This is a genomic window from Pseudomonas sp. TWI923 (assembly GCF_039673365.1).
Lineage (GTDB): Bacteria > Pseudomonadota > Gammaproteobacteria > Pseudomonadales > Pseudomonadaceae > Aquipseudomonas > Aquipseudomonas sichuanensis.
The window spans coordinates 28,993-50,012 of the sequence record NZ_JBDJLM010000026.1 but is presented as its reverse complement, the minus strand read 5'-3'; the positions used below and the strand labels follow the sequence as shown (position 1 = coordinate 50,012).

Below are 21,020 nucleotides of genomic sequence, written 5' to 3'. Positions count from 1 at the left end.
AAGCCGGCACCCACACCCGCCCCCTCAACCCAACCCACGCGCAAACCCAGTGGGAGCCGGCATGCCGGCGAAAAGGCCCCAAAGCGGCCCCGCCACATCACTCGCCCCAGGCGCTGACGTACTCGGCGGTTTCCAGGATCGGTGCGGTGCGTGGCTCGGCCATTGGCGTGCCGACATACAGGTAGCCGATCAGCTCTTCGTTCTCGGCCAGCCCAAGGCCCTTGTGCACATGGGCATCGAAGGCCATGTCGCCGGTGCGCCATACCGCGCCGATGCCCTGGGCATGCGCCGCGATCAGGATCCCGTGGGCCGCACAACCGGCGGCCAGGCGCTGCTCGATCTTCGGCACCTTGAAGTGATCCTGCAGTTTGGCGATCACCACGATCAGCAGCGGCGCTCGCAGTGGCATGGCCCGGGCCTTGTCCAAGGCAGCCTGGGTGGCATCACCCTTGGCCTGTACCGCTTCGGCGAACAGCTCGCCGAGCTTATCGCGGCCCTGCCCTTCGATGGTCAGGAAGCGCCAAGGCCGCAGCTGGCCATGGTCCGGCGCACGCAGCGCCGCCTGGAACAGCGCCTCGCGCTGCGCGGCGTTGGGCGCGGGCTCCGTCAGGCGTGGCACGGAAACACGGTTGAGCAATGCGTCGAGAGCCTCCATCGGCTTCCCTCCTGGCAAGTTGAAAGTGCCGCCATTCTCAAGCTGCAAGCTTCAAGCTGCAAGCCGCAAGAAAAAGCAGCCGCGATACCGCCCCGTTCGCACTTGAAGCTTGCAGCTTGCAACTTGCGGCTTAAAATGGCGCCCTTTCCGTTGCGAGTCAGGGCAGATCACATGGCGTTGCCGACCTTAAGGATCATTGGTTTCATCATCGGCATCTTCCTGATCACCCTGGCGGTGAGCATGGTGGTGCCCATGGCGACCCTGGTGGTCTTCGAACGCACCGGCGACATGCCGTCGTTCCTCTGGTCGAGCCTGATCACCTTCGTCGCCGGCCTCGGCCTGGTGGTGCCCGGCCGCCCTGAACACGTGCACCTGCGCCCGCGCGACATGTACCTGCTGACCGTCAGCAGCTGGCTGGTGGTGTGCGTGTTTGCCGCCCTGCCGTTCTTGCTCACCCAGCACATCAGCTACACCGATGCCTTCTTCGAAAGCATGTCGGGCATTACCGCCACCGGCGCCACGGTGCTCAGCGGGCTGGACAGCATGTCACCCGGCATCCTGATGTGGCGCTCGATGCTGCACTGGCTGGGTGGTATCGGCTTTATCGGCATGGCGGTGGCGATCCTTCCGCTGCTGCGCATTGGTGGCATGCGCCTGTTCCAGACCGAGTCGTCCGACCGCTCGGAGAAGGTCATGCCGCGCTCGCACATGGTCGCCAAGTCGATCGTCGGGGTCTACGTCGGCATCACGGTGTTCGGCAGCCTGGCGTTCTGGTGGGCGGGCATGGGCCTGTTCGATGCGATCAACCACGCCATGTCGGCGATCTCCACCGGCGGGTTCTCCACCTCCGACCAGTCGCTGGCCAAATGGGACATTCCGGCGGTGCACTGGGTTGCGGTGGTGGTGATGATTCTCGGCAGCGTGCCGTTCACCCTCTACGTGGCCACTCTGCGCGGCCACCGCAAGGCACTGATCAAGGACCAGCAGGTCCAGGGCCTGCTCGGCATGCTGGTGGCCACCTGGCTGGTGCTGGGCACCTGGTACTGGGCCACCACCGACCTGCACTGGCTCGATGCCTTGCGCCACGTGGCGCTGAACGTCACCTCGGTGGTCACCACTACCGGTTTCGCCCTGGGCGATTACAGTCTGTGGGGCAACTTCTCGCTGATGCTGTTCTTCTATTTGGGTTTCGTCGGGGGCTGCTCGGGCTCGACCGCAGGCGGCATCAAGATCTTCCGTTTCCAGGTGGCCTATATCCTGCTCAAGGCCAACCTCAACCAGCTGATCCACCCGCGCGCGGTGATCAAGCAGAAGTACAACGGCCACCGTCTCGACGAAGAGATCGTGCGTTCGATCCTGACCTTCTCGTTCTTCTTCGCCATCACCATCTGCATCATCGCCCTGCTGCTGTCGCTCCTGGGCGTCGACTGGATGACCGCGCTGACCGGCGCCGCGGGCACCGTCTCGGGGGTCGGGCCAGGCCTGGGCGAGGTGATCGGCCCGGCCGGCAACTACGCCACCTTGCCGGATGCCGCCAAGTGGATCCTGGCCGGCGGCATGTTGCTGGGCCGGCTGGAGATCATCACGGTGCTGGTGTTGTGCATGCCAGCGTTCTGGCGTCACTGAGGGTCAAGCGCGCGCGGTACTCGCTGGGGGTGGCATCGAACCAGCGGCGGAACGCCCGATAGAAGTTGCTCGGGTCGGCAAACCCCAGCAGGTAGGCGGTTTCCAGCAAGGTGGTACCCGGCTGGGCGAGGTACTGCTCGGCCAGTTCCCGGCGGGTGTCGTCGAGCAGGGTCTGGAAGCTGGTGCCCTCGTCCTGCAGGCGCCGCTGCAGGGTGCGCTGCGAAAGGTGCAGGGCCTGGGCCACGGTGTCGCGCTTGGGCTCGCCTTGCGGCAGGATACGGCACAGCACCTGGCGCACGCGGTGGGTGACCCGGCTCTCCGAGAACCGCGCCAGGTACTCGCCGGCAAAACGATCATGCAGTATGGCCATGGCTTCGTTGGCGGTGGGCAATGGCGCCTCCATGTCGGCGCGCTCGAACAGCAGCGCATCATGGGCCGCGCCAAATACCAGTGGTGCGTGGAACGCCACCTTGTACGGCTCGATATTCTTCGGCTGCGGGCCCTGGATCAGCACCCGCCGCAGCTGGATCGGCCGCCCGCTGAGCCAGCTCGACAGCGCCAGGGCGCACGCCAGCGAGGCTTCCGCGCTGTGCCGGGTGGGCGGCAGATGGTCGCCATGCACCGTCAGGATCAGCGAATAGCCTTCCGGCCCGAGGCAAAAGCTCAGGTCCGAGCTTTCGGCAATGATCCGCTGGTAACGCACCAGGCGCTCGAAACCTTCGGCCAGGGTGCGGCTGGACATCAGCGCATAACCGACCACATGAAACGAAGCCGGGCGCACCACCCGGGCCATGTTCAGGCCGATGGCTTCATTGCCGGACAGCTCGACCGCCAGTTGCCACAGCCGGGTCATGGCGTCCTGGGGGAAACGCGCATCGGGGTCTTCGAGGGCGGCAAAATCCAGTCCCAGTTGCCTGAACATGGCCGGGCAGTCGAGCCCCTCCAGCTCAAGCGCCTTGACGATCCCTGATGCCCAGCTGGCTGAAGTGGTTCTCTCACTCATGACAGGCTTCTTGTGCTGACCGCTCCTGCGGTGAATCGAAAGGATACTCAATTGGCGCCAATTGTCACTGGCCAGCGCATCAGCTGACTCTAGACTCGATTCAGGCTCCACGCCGTGTATCCTGTCTTCAAACAGCAGCTTCGGGAGCACAGCCATGACCAGCACAGCGCAGTTCCGCAGTTTTGCCGAGTTCTATCCCTATTACCTGGGCGAGCACAGCAACCCCACCTGCCGCCGCCTGCACTTCGTCGGTACCAGCCTGGTGATCGCCCTGCTCGCCTACACCCTCGCCAGCGGCAAGTGGCTGCTGCTGCTCGCCGTGCCTCTGGCCGGCTACGGTTTTGCCTGGGCCGGCCACTTCTTCTTCGAGAAAAACCGCCCGGCCACCTTCACCCATCCCTGGTACAGCCTGATCGGCGACTTCGCCATGTTTCGCGACATTCTGCTGGGCCGGCTCAGCCTCTGAATAACGGCCCGCAAGGCCAGGTTCACGTCCCCGCCGGCCACTGCCAGGCCCGCCGACATGCCCAACACTGTTGGCATGTCCCCGCCTCGAGTAGCCCAAAGGCAATGAACCAGCAAGCCAGTTTCAACCACATGCGCGATGGCACCGCCCAGGACTGGGCGATCATCGCCGATGACTTTCGCGCCTATGCCAGCCAACTGCCGCGCCGCATCCTGGCGCACCTGCGTCTGCTCGACGGCGACTTCGGCGGCTTCCCCATCGACCGCCTCAGCCATTCGCTGCAGACCGCCAGCCGTGCATGGCGTGACGGCCGCGACGAGGAGTACGTGGTCTGTGCGCTGCTGCATGACATCGGCGACACCCTGGGCAGCTACAACCACCCGGACATCGCCGCGGCGATCCTCAAGCCCTTCGTCAGCCCGGAGAACCTGTGGATGGTGGAACACCACGGGATCTTCCAGGGCTACTACTTCTTCCACCACCTGGGCATGGACCGGCACCTGCGCGAGCAATTCAGCGCACACCCGCAGTACCAGCAGACCATCGATTTCTGTGCGCGCTACGATGCCGCCGCGTTCGACCCCGACTATGAAAGCCTGCCGTTGTCGTTCTTCGAGCCGATGCTTGAGCGGGTGTTCGCCCAGCCGAGGCAATCCGTCTACAAAGCGGCCTTGCAGGAATCTGCCTGAGTCATAGGCCGCAAGTCCCTGCCTCATCGCCGGCAAGCCGGCTCCCACAGGAATGCGTATGGCTTGAGGCGCGCGCGATCAAAGTGGGAGCTGGCTTGCCAGCGATGAAGCCAGCACGGTTTACGCCGGTTCACCAAGCTCCGCCAACCGCTGCGCCACTTCGCGCGCCTGGGCATCGGCGAAGCGGTACAGCTCGATCTGCCCGTCCCAATGCTCGATCAGCGCCGTGCACGACTCCACCCAGTCACCGCAGTTGAGGTATTCCACCTCGCCAACCCGGCGTATTTCGGCATGGTGTATATGCCCGCAGACCACGCCCTGGAAGCCTCGCCGGGTGCATTCGTGGGCAATCGCATCCTCGAAATCGCTGATGAAACTCACCGCGCCCTTGACCTTGTGCTTGAGGTAGGCAGACAGCGACCAGTAGCCATAGCCATAACGGGCGCGCCAGTGGTTGAGCCAGCGGTTGAGCACCAGAGTGAATTCGTAGGCGCGGTCGCCCAGGAACGCCAGCCAGCGGTGATAACGGGTGATCACGTCGAACTGGTCGCCGTGGATCACCAGCAGGCGACGGCCATCGGCGGTGAGGTGTTCGGCTTCGTCCACCAGCTGGATATTGCCGAGGATCAGTTTGGAATAGCGGCGCAGGAACTCGTCATGGTTGCCGGTGACGTAGATGACTTCGGTACCGCGCTTGCTCATGGTCAACAGGCGGCGAATGACGTTGGTGTGCGCCTGGGGCCAATAGATGCCGCCGCGCAGCTTCCAGCCATCGATGATGTCGCCAACCAGGTAGATGCGGTCGGCCTGATAACCCTTGAGAAAATGCGACAGGTGTTCGGCCTGGCAATCCCGGGTGCCCAGGTGCACGTCGGAGATCCACAGGGTACGGACACGCTGCTTGCGTGACGGGCGGACGGTTTCGGCATGGGTCATGGGCAGGCTCCGGCACTGTTTGCTGGAGACTGGCAGGCACAGGTGACAGGTTGGTGGCAGGCCGATGACGACTGATCGCGCCTTGCCGGGTGTACACTCTTCCCCTGCCCTGCGAGGACCCACCATGACCACCGCCCCGCTGCTCTCACTGCGCCACTACCGTGACGAGTTGATCGCCCACAGCCACGAGCACCCGCAACTGGTGTTCGGCCTGCGCGGGCGGCTGGACTTCGAGGTGCAGGGCCAGGGTGCGCGGGTCGATCGCCAGGCCTTGATGGTGGTGCCTGCCGGCGCCCACCACACCTGCGGCAGCACCGCCGGCAGTCACTGCCTGGTGCTGGATGTGCCGGGCGAGCATTGGCTCGGCGAACAGCTGGGGGCGCATGCCGATGCCAGCCGCCGCCTGCTCGACCGCCCCGGCGCGCTGGGCCTGGACAACCGCCAGCAGCAGTTGGTGGACTGGCTGGCGACCAGCCCGATGGACGACCCATTGATCGCCCGCCAAGGTGCGGTGCTGTTGCTGGCCAGCCTCAACCCGCAGGCGGCGGCACCGATAGTCGCCAGCAGCCGCCTGCCGTACGCAGCCTTCGACGCCCATATCCAACAGCATGCCGCCTACCCACTGCAGGTCGCTGACCTGGCGCGGCTGGCCGGGCTGTCCAGCGCTCGACTGCATGCGCGTTTCACTGCGGAATGCGGCATCACGCCGATGGACTACATTCGCCAGCGGCGGCTGCTGATGGCCCGGCAGTTGTTGCGCGAGTCCCTGCTGCCAGTGGGCGAGATCGCCGCGCGGGTGGGCTACGAGTCGCAGAGTGCCTTCAGTGCGGCGGTGATGCGGGCATTTGGCTGCACACCTTCGGCGTTGCGGCGAGAGCCCGGCGATAACTGACGCGAGGCTGGCGACAGACACCGGCGAACCGGCCTTTTACACTGAGCGCCGGTACCCACCCTATCGCGCAAACAACCCAAGGACCACCATGAACCACCGCACCGCCCTCGGCGCCCTGCACATTGGCGCGCTGTTCTTTGGCCTGACCGGCGTGTTCGGCAAACTGGCAGCCAGTGCCAGCCCGTCGATCATCGTCTTCGGCCGCGCCGCCTTCGCCGTGCTCGCCCTGGGCCTGTTCGCCAGCCTGGCGCGTCAGACCTGGCAGCCTCTGGGCGGGCGCGACCTGCGCCGCCTGCTGTTGGGCGGGGTATTGCTGGCAGGGCACTGGGTGAGCTTCTTCGTCGCGGTCAAGGTCGCGGGCGTGGCCATTGCCACCTTGGGCTTTGCCAGCTTCCCGGCCTTCACGGTCATCCTTGAAGGCCTGTTGTTCCGTGAACGTATCCGTCGCAACGAGGCCGTGCTGGTTGTGCTGGTGAGCATCGGCCTGGTGCTGGTCACCCCGGCTTTCGACCTGGCCAGCGAGGCCACCGGCGGGCTGCTCTGGGCGCTGCTTTCGGGGCTGCTGTTCTCGCTGCTGTCACTGACCAACCGCGCAGGTTCCGGGCGCCTGCCGGCGGTGCAGGCGGCGCTGTGGCAGAACCTGGTGGTCAGCCTGTGCCTGCTGCCCTTCGCCGCCCCGGGGCTGGCCAGCGTAGCGCCCATGGACTGGCTGTGGATCGCCCTGCTGGGGGTGTTCTGCACCGGCGTCGCCCACAGCCTGTTCGTCGCCAGCCTGGCCGTGATCAAGGCCCGCACCGCGGCGGTGGTGTTCGGCATGGAGCCGGTCTACGGCATCGCCGTGGCCTGGGTGGTGTTCGCCGAAACCCCCACTCTGCGCATGCTCGCCGGCGGCGCGCTGATCATCTTCGCCATCGTGCTGTCCAGCCGCATGGCCGCCGAGCAGCCGGTGAAACCACGCGCCGTGGTGGAGAGCGCCTGATCAGCGATCGTTGTGGCCCAGGTCGCGCTCGGGGTCGATCAGGTCGCGCAGCCGCTGCTTGAGCACCTTGGCTTCGGGGAAGCCGACATCAGCCTTGCGCTCCCACAGTTGCACGCCGTCGCACGTGATGCGGAACACGCCACCGGTACCTGGCGCCAACGCCACCTGACCAAGCTCGTCGGCGAAGGTGCTGAGCAGCTCCTGGGCCAGCCAGGCGGCACGCAGCAGCCATTGGCACTGGGTGCAGTAGGTAATGACGATCTGCGGTTTGCTGTCGGCCATGTCGGGCATCTCCAGAGGAAGGGCCGCTTATACTAGCGGTCTTTACCGCTGCTTTTGAGACTCACGATGCGCCGCCTGCTGTTATGCCTTTTGCTGACGCTCACCTCCCTCACCCTGTTCGCCGCCGAGCCTGCCAGGCCGAAGGTCGGCCTGGTGCTGTCGGGCGGCGCCGCCCGCGGCCTGGCGCACATCGGTGTGCTCAAGGCCCTGGAGGAACAAGGCGTGCGCATCGACGCCATCGCCGGCACCAGCATGGGCGCGGTGGTCGGCGGCCTGTATGCCTCGGGCTACAGCGTCGAGGAGCTGGAAAAACTGGCGACCACCCTGGACTGGCAGCAGACGCTGTCCGATGCCCCGCCCCGCGAGGACATCCCGTTCCGCCGCAAGCAGGATGACCGCGACTTCCTGGTCAAGCAGAAGCTGAGCTTTCGCGACGATGGCAGCCTGGGCCTGCCGCTGGGGGTGATCCAAGGCCAGAACCTCTCGCTGCTGCTGGAGAGCAAGCTGGCGCACACCGCCGACATCCGCGACTTCGACAAGCTGCCGATTCCCTTCCGCGCCGTGGCCACCGATATCACCACGGGTGAAAAAGTGGTGTTCCGCCGCGGCCACCTGCCCCAGGTGGTGCGCGCCAGCATGTCGATCCCGGCGGTGTTCGCCCCGGTAGAGCTGGACGGCCGGCTGCTGGTGGACGGCGGCATGACCGACAACATCCCGCTGGATGTGGTGCGCGAGATGGGCGTCGACATCGCCATCGTGGTCGACATCGGCACCCCGCTGCGCAACCGCAAGCAGCTGGCCACGGTGGTCGACGTGCTCAACCAGTCGATCACCCTGATGACCCGGCGCAACTCCGAGGAACAATTGGCCAGCCTGGCCCGCGACGACATCCTGGTTCAGCCGCCGCTGGCCAGCTTCGGCGTCACCGACTTCGGCCGCGCCAGCGACATGATCGACGCGGGCTACCGCGCCACTCGCGCCCTTGACCCGCGGCTGGCGGCGCTGCGCCAGGCCGACGGTGATGCCGGCCTGGCGGTGGCCCGCTCACCCGGCCAACGCACCCCGGTGATCACTGCGATCAAGGTGGAAAACGACTCCAAGGTCAGCGACGACGTGATTCGTTACTACATCCGCCAGCCGATCGGCGAGCCGCTGCAACTCGATCGCCTGCAGACCGACATGGGCACCCTGTACGGCCTGGACTATTTCGACCAGGTGCAATACCGCGTGGTGCACAAAGGCGACGCCAATACCCTGGTGATCAAGGCCCGCGGGCGGCGCGGCGGCACCGACTACCTGCGCCTGGGCCTGAACCTGTCCGACGACCTGCGCGGCGATAGCGCCTTCAACCTGGGGGCCAGCTACCGGGTCAACGGCATCAACCGCCTGGGCGCCGAATGGCTCACCCGCGCCCAGATCGGCGACCAGCAGGAGCTGTACAGCGAGTTCTACCAGCCGCTGGACGTTGGCTCACGCTACTTCATCGCCCCTTATCTGGACCTCGGTTCACAGAACGTCGAGGCCACGCTGGACAACGACCCGGTGGCCGAATACCGCCTGGAGCGCTACGGCTTTGGCCTGAACGTCGGGCGGCAGATCAGCACCTACGGCGAAGTGCGCCTGGGCGTGGGCAAGGCCTGGGGCCAGGCCGAGGTGCGCATCGGCGACCAGAGCCTGCCTAAGGTCAGCTTCAACGAGGGCTTCTACGAGCTCAAGTACTCGTACGATACCTTCGACAATGTCTACTTCCCCCATGGCGGCGAGCAGATCGGCCTGACTGCGCGCAAGTACGACCAGTCGCTGGATTCGGACCAGAACTACCGGCAGTGGTTGTTCAACCTGGACAAGGCCTTCAGCAGCGGGCCGAATACCCTGGTGCTGGGTGGACGCTACGGGCGCACGCTGGATGAGGCCGAAGTGGTGACATCGAGCTTCGTGTTTGGCGGTGCCCGGCAGCTGTCGGGCTTCCGCCAGGACTCGATCTCCGGGCAGAACATGAGCCTGCTGCGCATGGTCTATTACCGCCGCCTGACACCGCGCGCCTACCTGCCGCTGGACTTCCCGCTGTACATCGGAGGGTCGCTGGAGCGGGGCCGGGCGTGGAACAACGACAATGAGTTCGACAGCGGCTACATCAATGCCGCGAGCATCTTCCTTGGGCTGGAGACGCCGCTGGGCCCGCTTAACCTGAGCTATGGGGCCAACGATGCGAATGAGCAGGCGGTGTACCTGAATCTGGGGCACACCTTCTAAGTTGCAAGCGGCAAGTGTAAAGCTGCAAGAAAAAAGCGGATCGCGTCAGTACGCAGATCCGCTTTCACTTGTGGCTTGCCACTTGCCACTTGCCGCTGCTGTCAAGATTTCTCGAGATTGCCGAGGATCTTGGCATGCACCCGCATGCACACTTCCAGGTCGGCTTCATCGACACCGCTGAACAGCTCGACGCGCAAAGCATTGGCGATGGTCTCGATTTGCTCGATCAGCGGTTTGGCCGGTGGGCACAGCACAATTTTCTTCGCCCGGCGATCTTCCACTACTGCCTGACGCCGCACCAGGCCCTGGGTTTCCAGGCTGTCGAGCAGGCGGGCCAGGGTCGGGCCTTCAACCCCGACGCTCTGGGCCAGCTCACGCTGGGTTGGCGCATCGTCAAAACGCGCCAGGTGCAACAGCACCAACCAGCGCGCCTGGGAAAGATTGAGCCCGGCGAGGCGGCGGTCCAGTTCGGCACGCCAGCCCCGGGACATCTGGGCCAGCTGCATGCCGAAGCGGTGTTGGTTGTCGGTCAGGGGCATAAGCAACTCAATGAATAGAACTAATTATTAGTCAGCTAACCATGCCCCAGCCCATGAGGCAAGGTTCAGCGCTTGGGAAACATCCGATAATCCTGTAATCGCCTGACAAAGGTCAGCAAATGGCACAAATGCCAGCGATTACAGTTCGAACTCCGATGCCAGCGCCGCCCGCACGCAATACAACACGCCTTCGGGGACGCGCGCGCCGAACAACGGCGCGACAGCCGACACCGGCGGCAGCTCGCCCTCGCCATCGAGGAAGGCATCCTGCACCTCCATCATCAGCTCTTCGGGCAGGTCGAGCGCCTGCTCCAGGCTCAGTTCCTGGCGGCCAATGGCTTCTGCCAACAGGCTGTAGACGTTCTTCTCGCTGCAGTTGAGCTGACCGGCGATCTGCGCCGGGGTCATGCCGGCGCGGGCCAGGCTGACCAGCTCGTGGCGCAGGTCGAGCACCACTTTCGGCGCCTCTTCGGTGCCGCCGGCGCCATTGAGCACTTCAAGGAAGGCCTGGCCGTAGCGCTCCAGCTTGCGCGCGCCGACGCCGCTGACCTGGGCCATGTCGCTGAGGCTGGTGGGCATGCTGCGCAGCATTTCCAGCAGCGTCGAGTCGGGGAAGATGACGTAGGGCGGCACGCTGTGCTCTTCGGCCAGTTTGCGCCGCAGGGTGCGCAGCGCCTCCCACAGCTCGCGCTCCTCGGCCCGCACCAACTGGCTGGCCGGGCTGCCACCGCTGCTGCCGGACGACTTGGCCACGGTCTGCGGCTTGAGGTCGCGACGCAGTTGCAGGTTGACCTCGCCACGCAGCAGCGGGCGGCAGCTGTCGGACAGGCGCAGGCCGCCATAGCCTTCGAGGTCGATATCCACTAAACCGCGTGCCACCAACTGACGGAACAACGAGCGCCATTCGGCCTCGGCCAACGCCTTGCCGACGCCGTATACCGAAAGTTTTTCGTGGCCGAAGTTGCGTACCTTTTCGTTGTCCTTGCCCAGCAGCACGTCGACCAGGTGGCCGACGCCGTAACGCTGGCCGGTGCGGAACACCGCCGACAGGGCCTGCCGGGCAGGCTCGGTGGCGTCCCAGGTCTGGATCTGGTCTACGCAGTTGTCGCAGTGCCCACAAGGCTGCTCCAGCACTTCGTCGAAGTAGGCCAGCAGCGACTGGCGGCGGCAGCGGGTCTCTTCGCACAGCGCCAGCATGGCGTCGAGCTTGTGCTGCTCGATGCGCTTGTGGCGCTCGTCGCCTTCGGAGTTCTGCAGCATCTGCTTGAGCATCACCATGTCCTGCAGGCCGTAGGCCATCCAGGCGTCCGACGGCAGGCCATCACGACCGGCGCGGCCGGTTTCCTGGTAGTAAGCCTCGAGCGACTTGGGCAGGTCGAGGTGGGCGACGAAGCGCACGTTGGGCTTGTCGATGCCCATGCCGAAGGCGATGGTGGCGACCATGATCAGCCCTTCCTCGTTGAGGAAGCGGTGCTGGTTGGCGGCGCGGGTTTCGGCTGCCAGGCCTGCGTGATAGGGCAGCGCCGGGAAGCCTTGTTCGCAGAGGAAGGCTGCAGTTTCGTCGACTTTCTTGCGTGACAGGCAGTAGACGATGCCGGCGTTGCCACGGCGCTCGGCGAGGAAGGCCATCAGCTGCTTGCGCGGCGCTTCCTTGGGCACGATGCGGTAGAAGATGTTCGGCCGGTCGAAGCTCGACAGGAAGCGCTCGGCGCCCTGCAGGTGCAGGCGCTGGACGATTTCCTCGCGGGTGCGCATATCGGCGGTGGCGGTGAGGGCAATGCGCGGCACATGGGGGAACAGCTCGGCGAGCTGGCCCAGTTGCAGGTATTCGGGGCGGAAGTCGTGGCCCCATTGCGATACGCAGTGGGCTTCATCGATGGCGAACAGCGAGATGTCGAGGTCACGCAGAAAATCCAGCATGCGCGGCTGTACCAGGCGCTCGGGCGCCAGATACAGCATCTTCACCTCGCCGCGGCGCAGGCGCCCTGCCAGTTCGCGCTGCTGCTCGGCACTGAGGGAGGAATTGAGCGCCGCGGCGGCCACCCCCAGTTCGTCAAGGGTAGCGACCTGGTCGGCCATCAACGCGATCAATGGCGACACCACTACCGTCAGGCCCGGGCGCAGCAGCCCCGGCACCTGGAAGCACAGCGACTTGCCGCCGCCGGTGGGCATCAGCACCAGGGCATCGCCGCCGTTGGCCACGCATTCGATGATCGCGGCCTGGCGCCCACGGAAACTGTCGTAACCGAAGACATCCTTGAGGACGCGCTGAGCCTGTTCGAGCATTTGCCACTCCAAAATCGCCGTACCATCCTGGACACAGGCTGGACGATAAATCCGCCAGGCACCGTACAAATGCGTAAGCGGTTTTTGCCGGATCGCCGTACAGGCCACCCAACACGAAAAGTGGCGGAGTATACCCGACTGGCTCAGCCCACGGCAGGCTGCGGTGACAGACGTTCCCTTTGCCCCGTGAACGCCGCAAGGTGCTAGAATTCGTTATCGTTTATTCCCCAAGGTAGCCCTGTAATGTCCTTCGCCGAGCAACTGACCCGCCTGCAAGCCTTCCTCGATGCCGATGAGCTGCACGAAGAAGCGCTGGACTACGTCGCCGCACACGGCTACCTGACCGCACTGTCGATCTGCTCGGAAGAGGTTCCCGAGCGCGAATGGATCGACGCGCTGTTCGCTGAAGAGCCCCACTACACCAGCGATGCCCAGCGCACCGAGATCGAAGCGACGCTGGTAGCCCTCAAAGGCCACATCGCTCGCCAGTTGGCCAGCGAAGAGGAATTCGACCTGCCGTGCGACCTCGACCTGACCGACGAGCCGGACGACTCGGACCTGCGCGGCTGGTGCATCGGCTTCATGGAGGGCGTATTCCTGCGTGAAGAGGCCTGGTTCGACAACTCCGAGGATGAAGTCAGCGAAATGCTCCTGCCGATCATGGTCGGCTCGGGCCTGTTCGACGAGCAACCGGAGTTCGCCGACATCGCCAGCGATGCCAACCTGCAGGACGACATGATCGTGCAGATTCCCGAAGCGCTGAGCGCGCTGTTCCTGCTGCAGCACGCACCGGACGAAAAACCTGCCGTACTCAAACCACGCCGCCACTGATCGGCGTGGTGCGCTACCTGCTGCTGGCCGTCGGCTGGCTCAGCGTCGCGCTGGGGGTGCTGGGGATCTTCCTGCCGGTCCTGCCCACCACCCCTTTCCTGCTGCTCGCGGCGGCCTGTTTTGCCCGTAGCTCGCCGCGCTTTCACACTTGGTTGGTGAACCACCCGAAACTCGGGCCGTGGATTCGCGACTACCTCAGCGGCGAGGGCATCCCGCTCAAAGGCAAGGTGTATGCGATCGGCCTGATGTGGGCGAGCATCGGCTTGTCGTGCTACCTGGTGCCGTTGTTCTGGGCTCGGGCGTTCATGCTGACCAGCGCGGTGCTGGTCAGTGCCTGGATTCTCAAGCAGAAAACATTGCGCCGCCAAGGCTGACACCTTCACTGGGCAAGTCGCTGCGACTTGCCCAGTGAAGGTGTCAAGGCCATCTACACCGTATCCACCTTCAACGAATGGTCATTGAGCATGCCGTTGATGATGGTCGCCGTATCATGCCCGGCCGCGATCAGCCCACCGGCACCTGCCGTGACCCCGTAATGCTGGGCCAGGTCGACCCCGGCCAGCTCGATGGTCTGGGTCGGCGCCGCCCCCGCGACGCTGCTCACCTCGATGGTCGACACCACGTTGCTGCCCGTGCCGCTGACCTTGAAGTGCAGGTAGTCATCCAGCGAGGCGCTGGTGGCGTTCTCGCCCTGCAGCAACTGGGACAGATCGAGGCGATCGGAGCCCGGGGTGAAATCGGTCACGGTGTCATGCCCGCTATCGCCCTTCTGCCAGACGAAGGTGTCGTTGCCACTGCCGCCGGTCAGGGTGTCATCACCCGGGCCGCCAATGAGCGTGTCGTTGCCGCCACCGCCCTTGAGCACATCATTGCCAGCGCCACCATTGAGCACGTTGTCGCCGCCATTGCCGATCAAGGTATCGTTGTAATCTGAGCCGATCAGGTTCTCGATGCTGGTCAGGGTATCCACGCCGGCGCCCCCGGTGTTCTGCGCACCGAGGTTGCCCAGATCGACCACCACCCCGGCAGCGGCCTTGGCAAAACTGACCGTGTCGATGCCCTGCCCGCCGTCGAGCAAGTCATTGCCGGGCCCTGCGATCAGCAAGTCATTGCCGTCGCCGCCATACAGGCTGTCATTGCCGGCCCCGGCCACCAGCACGTCATTGCCGGCGCCGCCGTTCAGCGTATTGTCGCCAGCCCCGGCGAGCAGCACATCGTCCCCTCCCGTGCCCTCGAGAACATGACCTGCCTGATAAGTGATATCGACGTTGCCGGTCGCCGTGCCGCCATGGTTGTCGCTGACGCTGTAGGTGTCATGGACCACGGGGTTACTGGCGTTGCTGTAGTCCACCAGCAGGCTCAGCTTGTAGTTCTCGGCAGCCTTGCTGCTACCCAGGGCGTTCTCGGTGTTGACCAGGTGAATGCTGTACACCCCGTCATGGCTGGCCGTGAAACTCTGGCCATCGGCAATCGGCTGGTAACTGCCAGTAGCATCCTTCCACTCCATCAACAGGTTGCCGGCCGGGCGGTCGTGATCGAGGGTAAGGGTTTCGCCCTTGCGCAGGGTGACGGTGAAAGTGTCCTCGTCGTTGGCGTTGCTGTTGCTGATCAGCCCGAGGTAGCCCGCCACCACCAGTGCCGCGGTCATGCTGCCCGACTGGCTGGTGAACTCGCTGCGCGCCAGGGTACGGAACTGGTTTTCGGCACGGTCCTTGGTGCCGTCCATGTAGACGGTCTGCGCCTGGACGCCCGGGGTGAAGCCTGCGCCTTTGTCGGCGAAGCCGGTGTTGAAGGTGATCGGCGCCGCGCTCAGCCGATCGTGGTCCGCATCGCTGTCGTTGGCCAGCAGCGCTTCGGCCGGCACGCTGACGCTGGTACCGCTGATATTGGTGATGATGTGGTCCGCACCGGCGATCGGTGCATGGTTGCCGTTGATGTTCACCGTCAGGGTGGCAGTGCTGGTATCACCATCGTTGTCGCTGGCCGTGAAGGTGAATTTCTCCACCTGGCCGCCGTTGTCCTTGGGTGGTGTGTAGGTGAATTCACCGTTGTCCATGTTCACCAGCAGGGTGCCGCCCAGGCTGGTCTTGATGGTGAGGCTGTTGCTGAGGGTATCGAACGACGCCTTGTCCACCCCGCCACTGACCGTGTAACCGCCCTGCCCGCCGTTGGCTTTCGGGTCGAAGCCATAGGTGGTGCCGTCCACCATCAGGGCTTTGATGAAGCCACCATCGGCACCGAAGTCGCCGCCACTCATCAGGCTGCCGGTGATCGGTGCGCCCTGCACCATGCCCGAGAGCACCGCTCCGAGCTGGTTGAGGTCGGTAACCACCACCGACTGGGTATCGACATGGCTGCTGCCATCGTAGGCCAGCGGGTCGAGATTGCCCTCGTTGACGCCATTGCCCATACCGATGGCGTAGGACTTGACGCCATTCTGGTCGAGGAACGTCTCCCACGTGCTTTCACGGGTGGAGGTCATCCCGTGGCCCGAGCTCGGCTCACCGTCGGAGAAGAAGTAACTGACATTCTGTGCACCATCAATTCTGCCGCTGGTGGCGAACGCCTGCTGGGCCTTGGTGGCTGCCGAGTCGTAGTAGGTCGCGCCGTCGGCGTGGAGCCCGGCGATCAGGTTCTTGGCCTCGCCGATCGATACCCACGTCTGCGCTTGCTGGGTGGCGCCGCTGGAGAAGGTGACAATCTGCACCTTGATGTCGCCCATCGCGTCGTACTTGTCCAACAGCGTGTTGATCGCTTGCTTGGCCAGGTCCAGCCGGCTCAGGCCATTCACGCCGGAGTCCCAGGCCATGCTGCCGGAGACATCGATCACCAGCAGGATATTGGAGTCCACCTGGCCGGGGGTGATGCTGCGCACTGCGCACTCGGCCTTGGGCACGTCGTCGACGATGTTGATGGCAATGGTGTTGGTGACACTGTTGCCATGGGCGTCGGTGGCCTTGTAAGTGAAGTGCTCCACCACCGTGTTGGCACCATCGTTGGCACCGCCCGGGGTTTTCGGTGCAGAGGTCAGGGTGTAGGTGTAGGAACCGTCAGCCTTGAGCAGTAACTGCCCGTACTGCCCTGCCGAATTGCCCTCCAGGCTGTAGGTCAAGGCACCGGAGCCGCCGGTGACCGACCCGACCAGGCTGCCGGACGCCGTCTCGCCGGTCGACCCTGGGTCGCTGCCCACGACGCTGCCGGCCGCGAGGTCATTGCCGTCCTTATGCAGGTCCAGGGCTTTTTCATACACAGTGACGTCGTTGTCCTCGGACGCCGTCAGCTTGCTGTCCAGCACCTTGACCGAGATGGTCGTGGTGCTCTCGTCGCCGTCGGCATCACGAATGGTGTAGACGAAGGTGTCCGTCGCCCATGGCGGCAGGTCCTGGTTGGGATTGGCGTGGTAGGTGGCGTTGCCCTGGGCATCCAGGGTCAGGTAGCCGTACAGCCCGTTGATGGGGTCGCCGACATGACCACTGGCCGAGGTGGAGGTGTCGTTGCCGGCGCGTACACCCACCACGTACTGGCCGTCGCCGCGTACATCGGCGCCGAACACATCGTTGGCCAATACGTTGCCGCTGATGCTGTCGCCCTCGCTGACATGGGCGTAATCGCAATGAGCCTTGGGCACGTCGTCGACGATGCTGATCACGATGGTGCTGGTGGTGGTGTTACCCAGCGAGTCCTTCACCTGATAGGTGAAGCTTTCAGTGATCACGTTCGGGCCATCATTGACGTGGTTTGGCGAGTTCGGCGCCGAGGTCAGGGTATAGGTGTAGCTGCCATCGGCGTTCAGCAGGATCTGGCCGTATTGGCCAGCAGCATTGCCGACCAAGGTGAAGGTCAATGCACCGACACCACCGGTGACCGCATTGGCCAGCGAACCGGATGCTGTTTCGCCACTGGAATGCGGGTCGCTCCCCTCTACGTTGCCACCGGCCAGGTCATTGCCGTCCTTGGTCAGGTCCAGGGCTTTCTCGTAGACCGTCACTTCACTGTCGGTGCCGGCGACCAGTTTGCTGTCCAGCACCTTCACCGAAATGGTCGTGGTGCTCTCATCTCCGTCGGCATCACGGATGGTGTAGACGAAGGTGTCCGTCGCCCAAGGCGGCAGGTCCTGGTTGGGGTTGGCGTGGTAGGTGGCGTTGCCCTGGGCATCCAGGGTCAGGTAGCCGTACAGCCCGTTGATGGGGTCGCCGACATGACCACTGGCCGAGGTGGAGGTGTCGTTGCCGGCGCGTACACCCACCACGTACTGGCCGTCGCCGCGTACATCGGCGCCGAACACATCGTTGGCCAATACGTTGCCGCTGATGCTGTCGCCCTCGCTGACATGGGCGTAATCGCAATGAGCCTTGGGCACGTCGTCGACGATGCTGATCACGATGGTGCTGGTGGTGGTGTTACCCAGCGAGTCCTTCACCTGGTAAGTGAAGCTGTCGGTGATCACGTTCGGACCATCGTTGACATGGTTCGGCGAGTTCGGCGCTGAGGTCAGGGTGTAGGTGTAGCTGCCATCCGCGTTCAACAGGATCTGGCCGTATTGGCCAGCGGCATTGCCGACCAAAGTGAAGGTCAATGCGCCCACGCCACCGGTGACCGCATCGGTCAGCGAACCCGACGCTGTTTCGGCGCTGGAATGCGGGTCGCTCCCCTCTACGTTGCCACCGGCCAGGTCATTGCCGTCCTTGGTCAGGTCCAGGGCTTTCTCGTAGACCGTCACTTCACTGTCGGTGCCGGCGATCAGCTTGCTGTCCAGCACCTTCACCGAAATGGTCGTGGTGCTCTCATCACCGTCGGCATCACGGATGGTGTAGACGAAGGTGTCCGTCGCCCAAGGCGGCAAGTCCTGGTTGGGGTTGGCGTGGTAGGTGGCGTTGCCCTGGGCATCCAGGGTCAGGTAGCCATATTGGCCGTAGATCGGGTCGCCTAAATGACCGTGCGCAGAACTCGACGTATCGTCACCTGCTCGTACCCCCACCACATACTGGCCGTCGCCGCGCACATCGGCGCCTTTGACGTCGTTGTCCAGCACGTTGCCGCTGATGCTGTCGCCCTCGGTGACATGGGCGAAGTCGGCCTGAGCCTTGGGCACATCATCGACGATGCTGATCACGATGGTGCTGGTGGTCGTGTTACCCACCGAGTCCTTCACCTGATAGGTGAAGCTGTCGGTGATCACGTTAGGACCGTCGTTGACATGGTTCGGCGAGTTCGGCGCCGAGGTCAGGGTATAGGTGTAGCTACCATCGGTGTTCAGCAGGATCTGGCCGTATTGGCCAGCAGCATTGCCGACCAAGGTGAAGGTCAATGCACCGACACCACCGGTGACCGCATTGGTCAGCGAACCGGATGCTGTTTCGCCACTGGAGTGCGGGTCGCTCCCCACTACGTTGCCAGCGGCCAGGTCATTGCCGTCCTTGGTCAGGTCCAGGGCTTTCTCGTAGACCGTCACTTCACTGTCGGTGCCGGCGATCAGTTTGCTGTCCAGCACCTTGACCGAGATGGTCGTGGTGCTCTCGTCGCCGTCGGCATCACGGATGGTGTAGACGAAGGTGTCCGTCGCCCAAGGCGGCAAGTCCTGGTTGGGGTTGGCGTGGTAAGTGGCGTTGCCCTGGGCATCCAGGGTCAGGTAGCCATATTGGCCGTAGATCGGGTCGCCTAAATGCCCGTGCGCAGAGCTCGACGTATCGTCGCCTGCTCGTACCCCCACCACATACTGGCCGTCGCCGCGCACATCGGCGCCTTTGACGTCGTTGTCCAGCACGTTGCCGCTGAAGCTGTCACCCTCGCTGACATGGGCGAAGTCGGCCTGAGCCTTGGGCACATCATCGACGATGCTGATCACGATGGTACTGGTGGTCATGTTACCCACCGAGTCCTTCACCTGATAGGTGAAGCTTTCAGTGATCACGTTCGGGCCATCATTGACGTGGTTTGGCGAGTTCGGCGCCGAGGTCAGGGTATAGGTGTAGCTACCATCGGTGTTCAGCAGGATCTGGCCGTATTGGCCAGCAGCATTGCCGACCAAAGTGAAGGTCAATGCACCGACACCACCGGTGACCGCATTGGTCAGCGAACCGGATGCTGTTTCGCCACTGGAATGCGGGTCGCTCCCCACTACGTTGCCAGCGGCCAGGTCATTGCCGCCCTTGGTCAGGTCCAGGGCTTTCTCGTAGACCGTCACTTCACTGTCGGTGCCGGCGATCAGCTTGCTGTCCAGCACCTTCACCGAAATGGTCGTGGTGCTCTCATCACCGTCGGCATCACGGATGGTGTAGACGAAGGTGTCCGTCGCCCAAGGCGGCAAGTCCTGGTTGGGGTTGGCGTGGTAGGTGGCGTTGCCCTGGGCATCCAGGGTCAGGTAGCCATATTGGCCGTAGATCGGGTCGCCTAAATGACCGTGCGCGGAACTCGACGTATCGTCGCCTGCACGCACCCCGACCACATACTGGCCGTCGCCGCGTACATCGGCGCCTTTGACGTCGTTGTTCAGCACGTTGCCGCTGAAGCTGTCACCCTCGGTGATTTGGGCGAAGTCGGCATTGGCCTTGGGCACGTCGTCGACGATGTTCACATCAAGGCTGCCGCTGGCATGGCTGCCGTTGCTGTCGGTGACACTGACTGGGAAATGTTCCATCAGGCTGTTGGTGCCATCGCCATTGGGATGGCTTTCGTTGCTCTGCAGCGTGTAGCTGTAGCTGACCACGCCCGTGGCCGGGTTGTAGCCGGTGATGGTGAGGATATTGCCAAGGCCGGTGACGATGGACTGCCCCACACCGGTCACCACACCGGCGGTAACCACGTTGATGCCGCCGACACTGAGGTTGTATACCCCATCCGGCGCCACCACGTTGAAACTGCCGCTCTGCGTCAGTGCCGCCGGGTTGTCCGCGCTGCCCTGGGGCAGGTTGGCTTCATTCACGGTCAGCTCACCGGGCTGGACCTCCAGGCCATTGAGGGTGACCGGGTGATCCGGCGGATTGACTGGCGGTGGTGGCGCAAGCGGATTCAATGCCCCACTGTCGTTGCCGTCGATGTCCCGCTCCCCCAGGTAACGGTTGGCCAGCTCGGGGATACCGTTGAAACCTGCCGTGGGGAAACCGATGGTAGGGGCGACGCGCCCTGCCACCTCGGACAACATGACGAAACTGTGCCCGCCACCCAACGCGCCTGCCACGCCGCCGGGGTTACCACCCGCCGCAGTGGCCTCGGCTTCCTCAGTCGGGTCGGCGCCCACAGCGATGGCCTTTTGCAAGCGCTCGACATCACTGAGTTGCGCCTCGCTCGGTTGCAGGTCGGGGGTGTGCACATGGGGTGCGTGATTGGCCAGCAGCTCCGGGGTCATCTGCAGGCTGCTGTCGCGGCCCAGTGTGAGTTCAGCACCGTTCTGCAGGCGCACTGCCACGGCACTGGCATCCCCCGTTTCAAGCTGCTCACCGGCAAACAGGCGGTCGCCTTCCACCAGCAACCGACGGTGGCCGTCGTCCCCAACCGCGAAAACCTGGCCAACCACCTTGCTGACCACGCCGACTAATCTGGCCATGAATGCACGCCTCCCCTGCCGATGGGCTTTTCGCAGATCA

Annotated in this window: 15 protein-coding genes; 8 read left to right on the top strand and 7 right to left on the bottom strand. The window is 64.2% G+C overall.

The genetic code is table 11. The annotated features are described in order from the left end of the window. Positions 1-97: 97 nt before the first annotated feature. Positions 98-655, bottom strand: coding sequence for an NAD(P)H nitroreductase (locus ABE459_RS12710; RefSeq protein WP_125859569.1), 558 nt, complete (start codon positions 653-655; stop codon positions 98-100). Between the two features lie 171 nt (positions 656-826). On the opposite strand from ABE459_RS12710, the gene ABE459_RS12705 reads away from it, so the two are divergent. After that, entirely contained in the window at positions 827-2,281 is a 1,455-nt protein-coding gene (locus tag ABE459_RS12705) for a TrkH family potassium uptake protein (protein WP_110991943.1), read from the top strand. Here the strand turns inward: ABE459_RS12705 and ABE459_RS12700 are convergent. After that, complete coding sequence (locus ABE459_RS12700) at positions 2,238-3,284, bottom strand: AraC family transcriptional regulator (protein WP_125859570.1); 1,047 nt, start codon at positions 3,282-3,284, stop codon at positions 2,238-2,240. The two genes, ABE459_RS12705 and ABE459_RS12700, sit on opposite strands and share 44 nt — an antisense overlap. A gap of 154 nt (positions 3,285-3,438) precedes the next feature. Here ABE459_RS12700 and ABE459_RS12695 point away from each other — a divergent pair, with 154 nt between their 5' ends. After that, positions 3,439-3,750: a DUF962 domain-containing protein gene (locus ABE459_RS12695; RefSeq protein ID WP_125465053.1), complete on the top strand. Its 312-nt coding sequence runs from the start codon at positions 3,439-3,441 to the stop codon at positions 3,748-3,750. A 104-nt stretch (positions 3,751-3,854) separates the two neighbouring features. After that, a complete protein-coding gene (locus tag ABE459_RS12690; protein WP_323828441.1) occupies positions 3,855-4,439 on the top strand; it encodes an HD domain-containing protein in 585 nt (194 codons plus the stop codon). A 120-nt stretch (positions 4,440-4,559) separates the two neighbouring features. Here ABE459_RS12690 and ABE459_RS12685 read toward each other — a convergent pair whose 3' ends face one another. After that, positions 4,560-5,375: a UDP-2,3-diacylglucosamine diphosphatase gene (locus ABE459_RS12685; RefSeq protein ID WP_258642742.1), complete on the bottom strand. Its 816-nt coding sequence runs from the start codon at positions 5,373-5,375 to the stop codon at positions 4,560-4,562. A gap of 124 nt (positions 5,376-5,499) precedes the next feature. On the opposite strand from ABE459_RS12685, the gene ABE459_RS12680 reads away from it, so the two are divergent. Next, positions 5,500-6,267 carry an AraC family transcriptional regulator gene (locus tag ABE459_RS12680; RefSeq protein WP_323828443.1) on the top strand — a complete coding sequence of 256 codons (768 nt, stop codon included), beginning with the start codon at positions 5,500-5,502 and terminating at the stop codon, positions 6,265-6,267. Between the two features lie 88 nt (positions 6,268-6,355). Next, on the top strand, positions 6,356-7,246 hold the full coding sequence (locus ABE459_RS12675) for a DMT family transporter (protein WP_323828445.1): 891 nt from the start codon (positions 6,356-6,358) through the stop codon (positions 7,244-7,246). Here the strand turns inward: ABE459_RS12675 and ABE459_RS12670 are convergent, their stop codons facing one another. After that, positions 7,247-7,528, bottom strand: coding sequence for a SelT/SelW/SelH family protein (locus tag ABE459_RS12670; protein ID WP_346648040.1), 282 nt, complete (start codon positions 7,526-7,528; stop codon positions 7,247-7,249). A 66-nt stretch (positions 7,529-7,594) separates the two neighbouring features. Between ABE459_RS12670 and ABE459_RS12665 the strand changes: the two genes are divergently transcribed. Continuing rightward, the gene (locus ABE459_RS12665) at positions 7,595-9,781 is read left to right on the top strand and encodes a patatin-like phospholipase family protein (protein WP_323828447.1); all 2,187 of its coding nucleotides are present in this window, start codon (positions 7,595-7,597) and stop codon (positions 9,779-9,781) included. Positions 9,782-9,882: 101 nt separating this feature from the next. On the opposite strand, the gene ABE459_RS12660 is transcribed toward ABE459_RS12665, so the two are convergent. Then, positions 9,883-10,320, bottom strand: coding sequence for a MarR family transcriptional regulator (locus ABE459_RS12660; RefSeq protein ID WP_125465059.1), 438 nt, complete (start codon positions 10,318-10,320; stop codon positions 9,883-9,885). A gap of 138 nt (positions 10,321-10,458) precedes the next feature. Beyond that, positions 10,459-12,606 carry a DNA helicase RecQ gene (gene recQ / locus ABE459_RS12655; RefSeq protein WP_125465060.1) on the bottom strand — a complete coding sequence of 716 codons (2,148 nt, stop codon included), beginning with the start codon at positions 12,604-12,606 and terminating at the stop codon, positions 10,459-10,461. Between the two features lie 243 nt (positions 12,607-12,849). On the opposite strand from recQ, the gene ABE459_RS12650 reads away from it, so the two are divergent. Continuing rightward, positions 12,850-13,437, top strand: coding sequence for a YecA family protein (locus ABE459_RS12650; RefSeq protein WP_125859577.1), 588 nt, complete (start codon positions 12,850-12,852; stop codon positions 13,435-13,437). An 8-nt stretch (positions 13,438-13,445) separates the two neighbouring features. Continuing rightward, positions 13,446-13,811 carry a YbaN family protein gene (locus tag ABE459_RS12645; RefSeq protein WP_125859578.1) on the top strand — a complete coding sequence of 122 codons (366 nt, stop codon included), beginning with the start codon at positions 13,446-13,448 and terminating at the stop codon, positions 13,809-13,811. A gap of 53 nt (positions 13,812-13,864) precedes the next feature. On the opposite strand, the gene ABE459_RS12640 is transcribed toward ABE459_RS12645, so the two are convergent. After that, the gene (locus ABE459_RS12640) at positions 13,865-20,980 is read right to left on the bottom strand and encodes a retention module-containing protein (protein WP_323828453.1); all 7,116 of its coding nucleotides are present in this window, start codon (positions 20,978-20,980) and stop codon (positions 13,865-13,867) included. Positions 20,981-21,020: the final 40 nt, after the last annotated feature.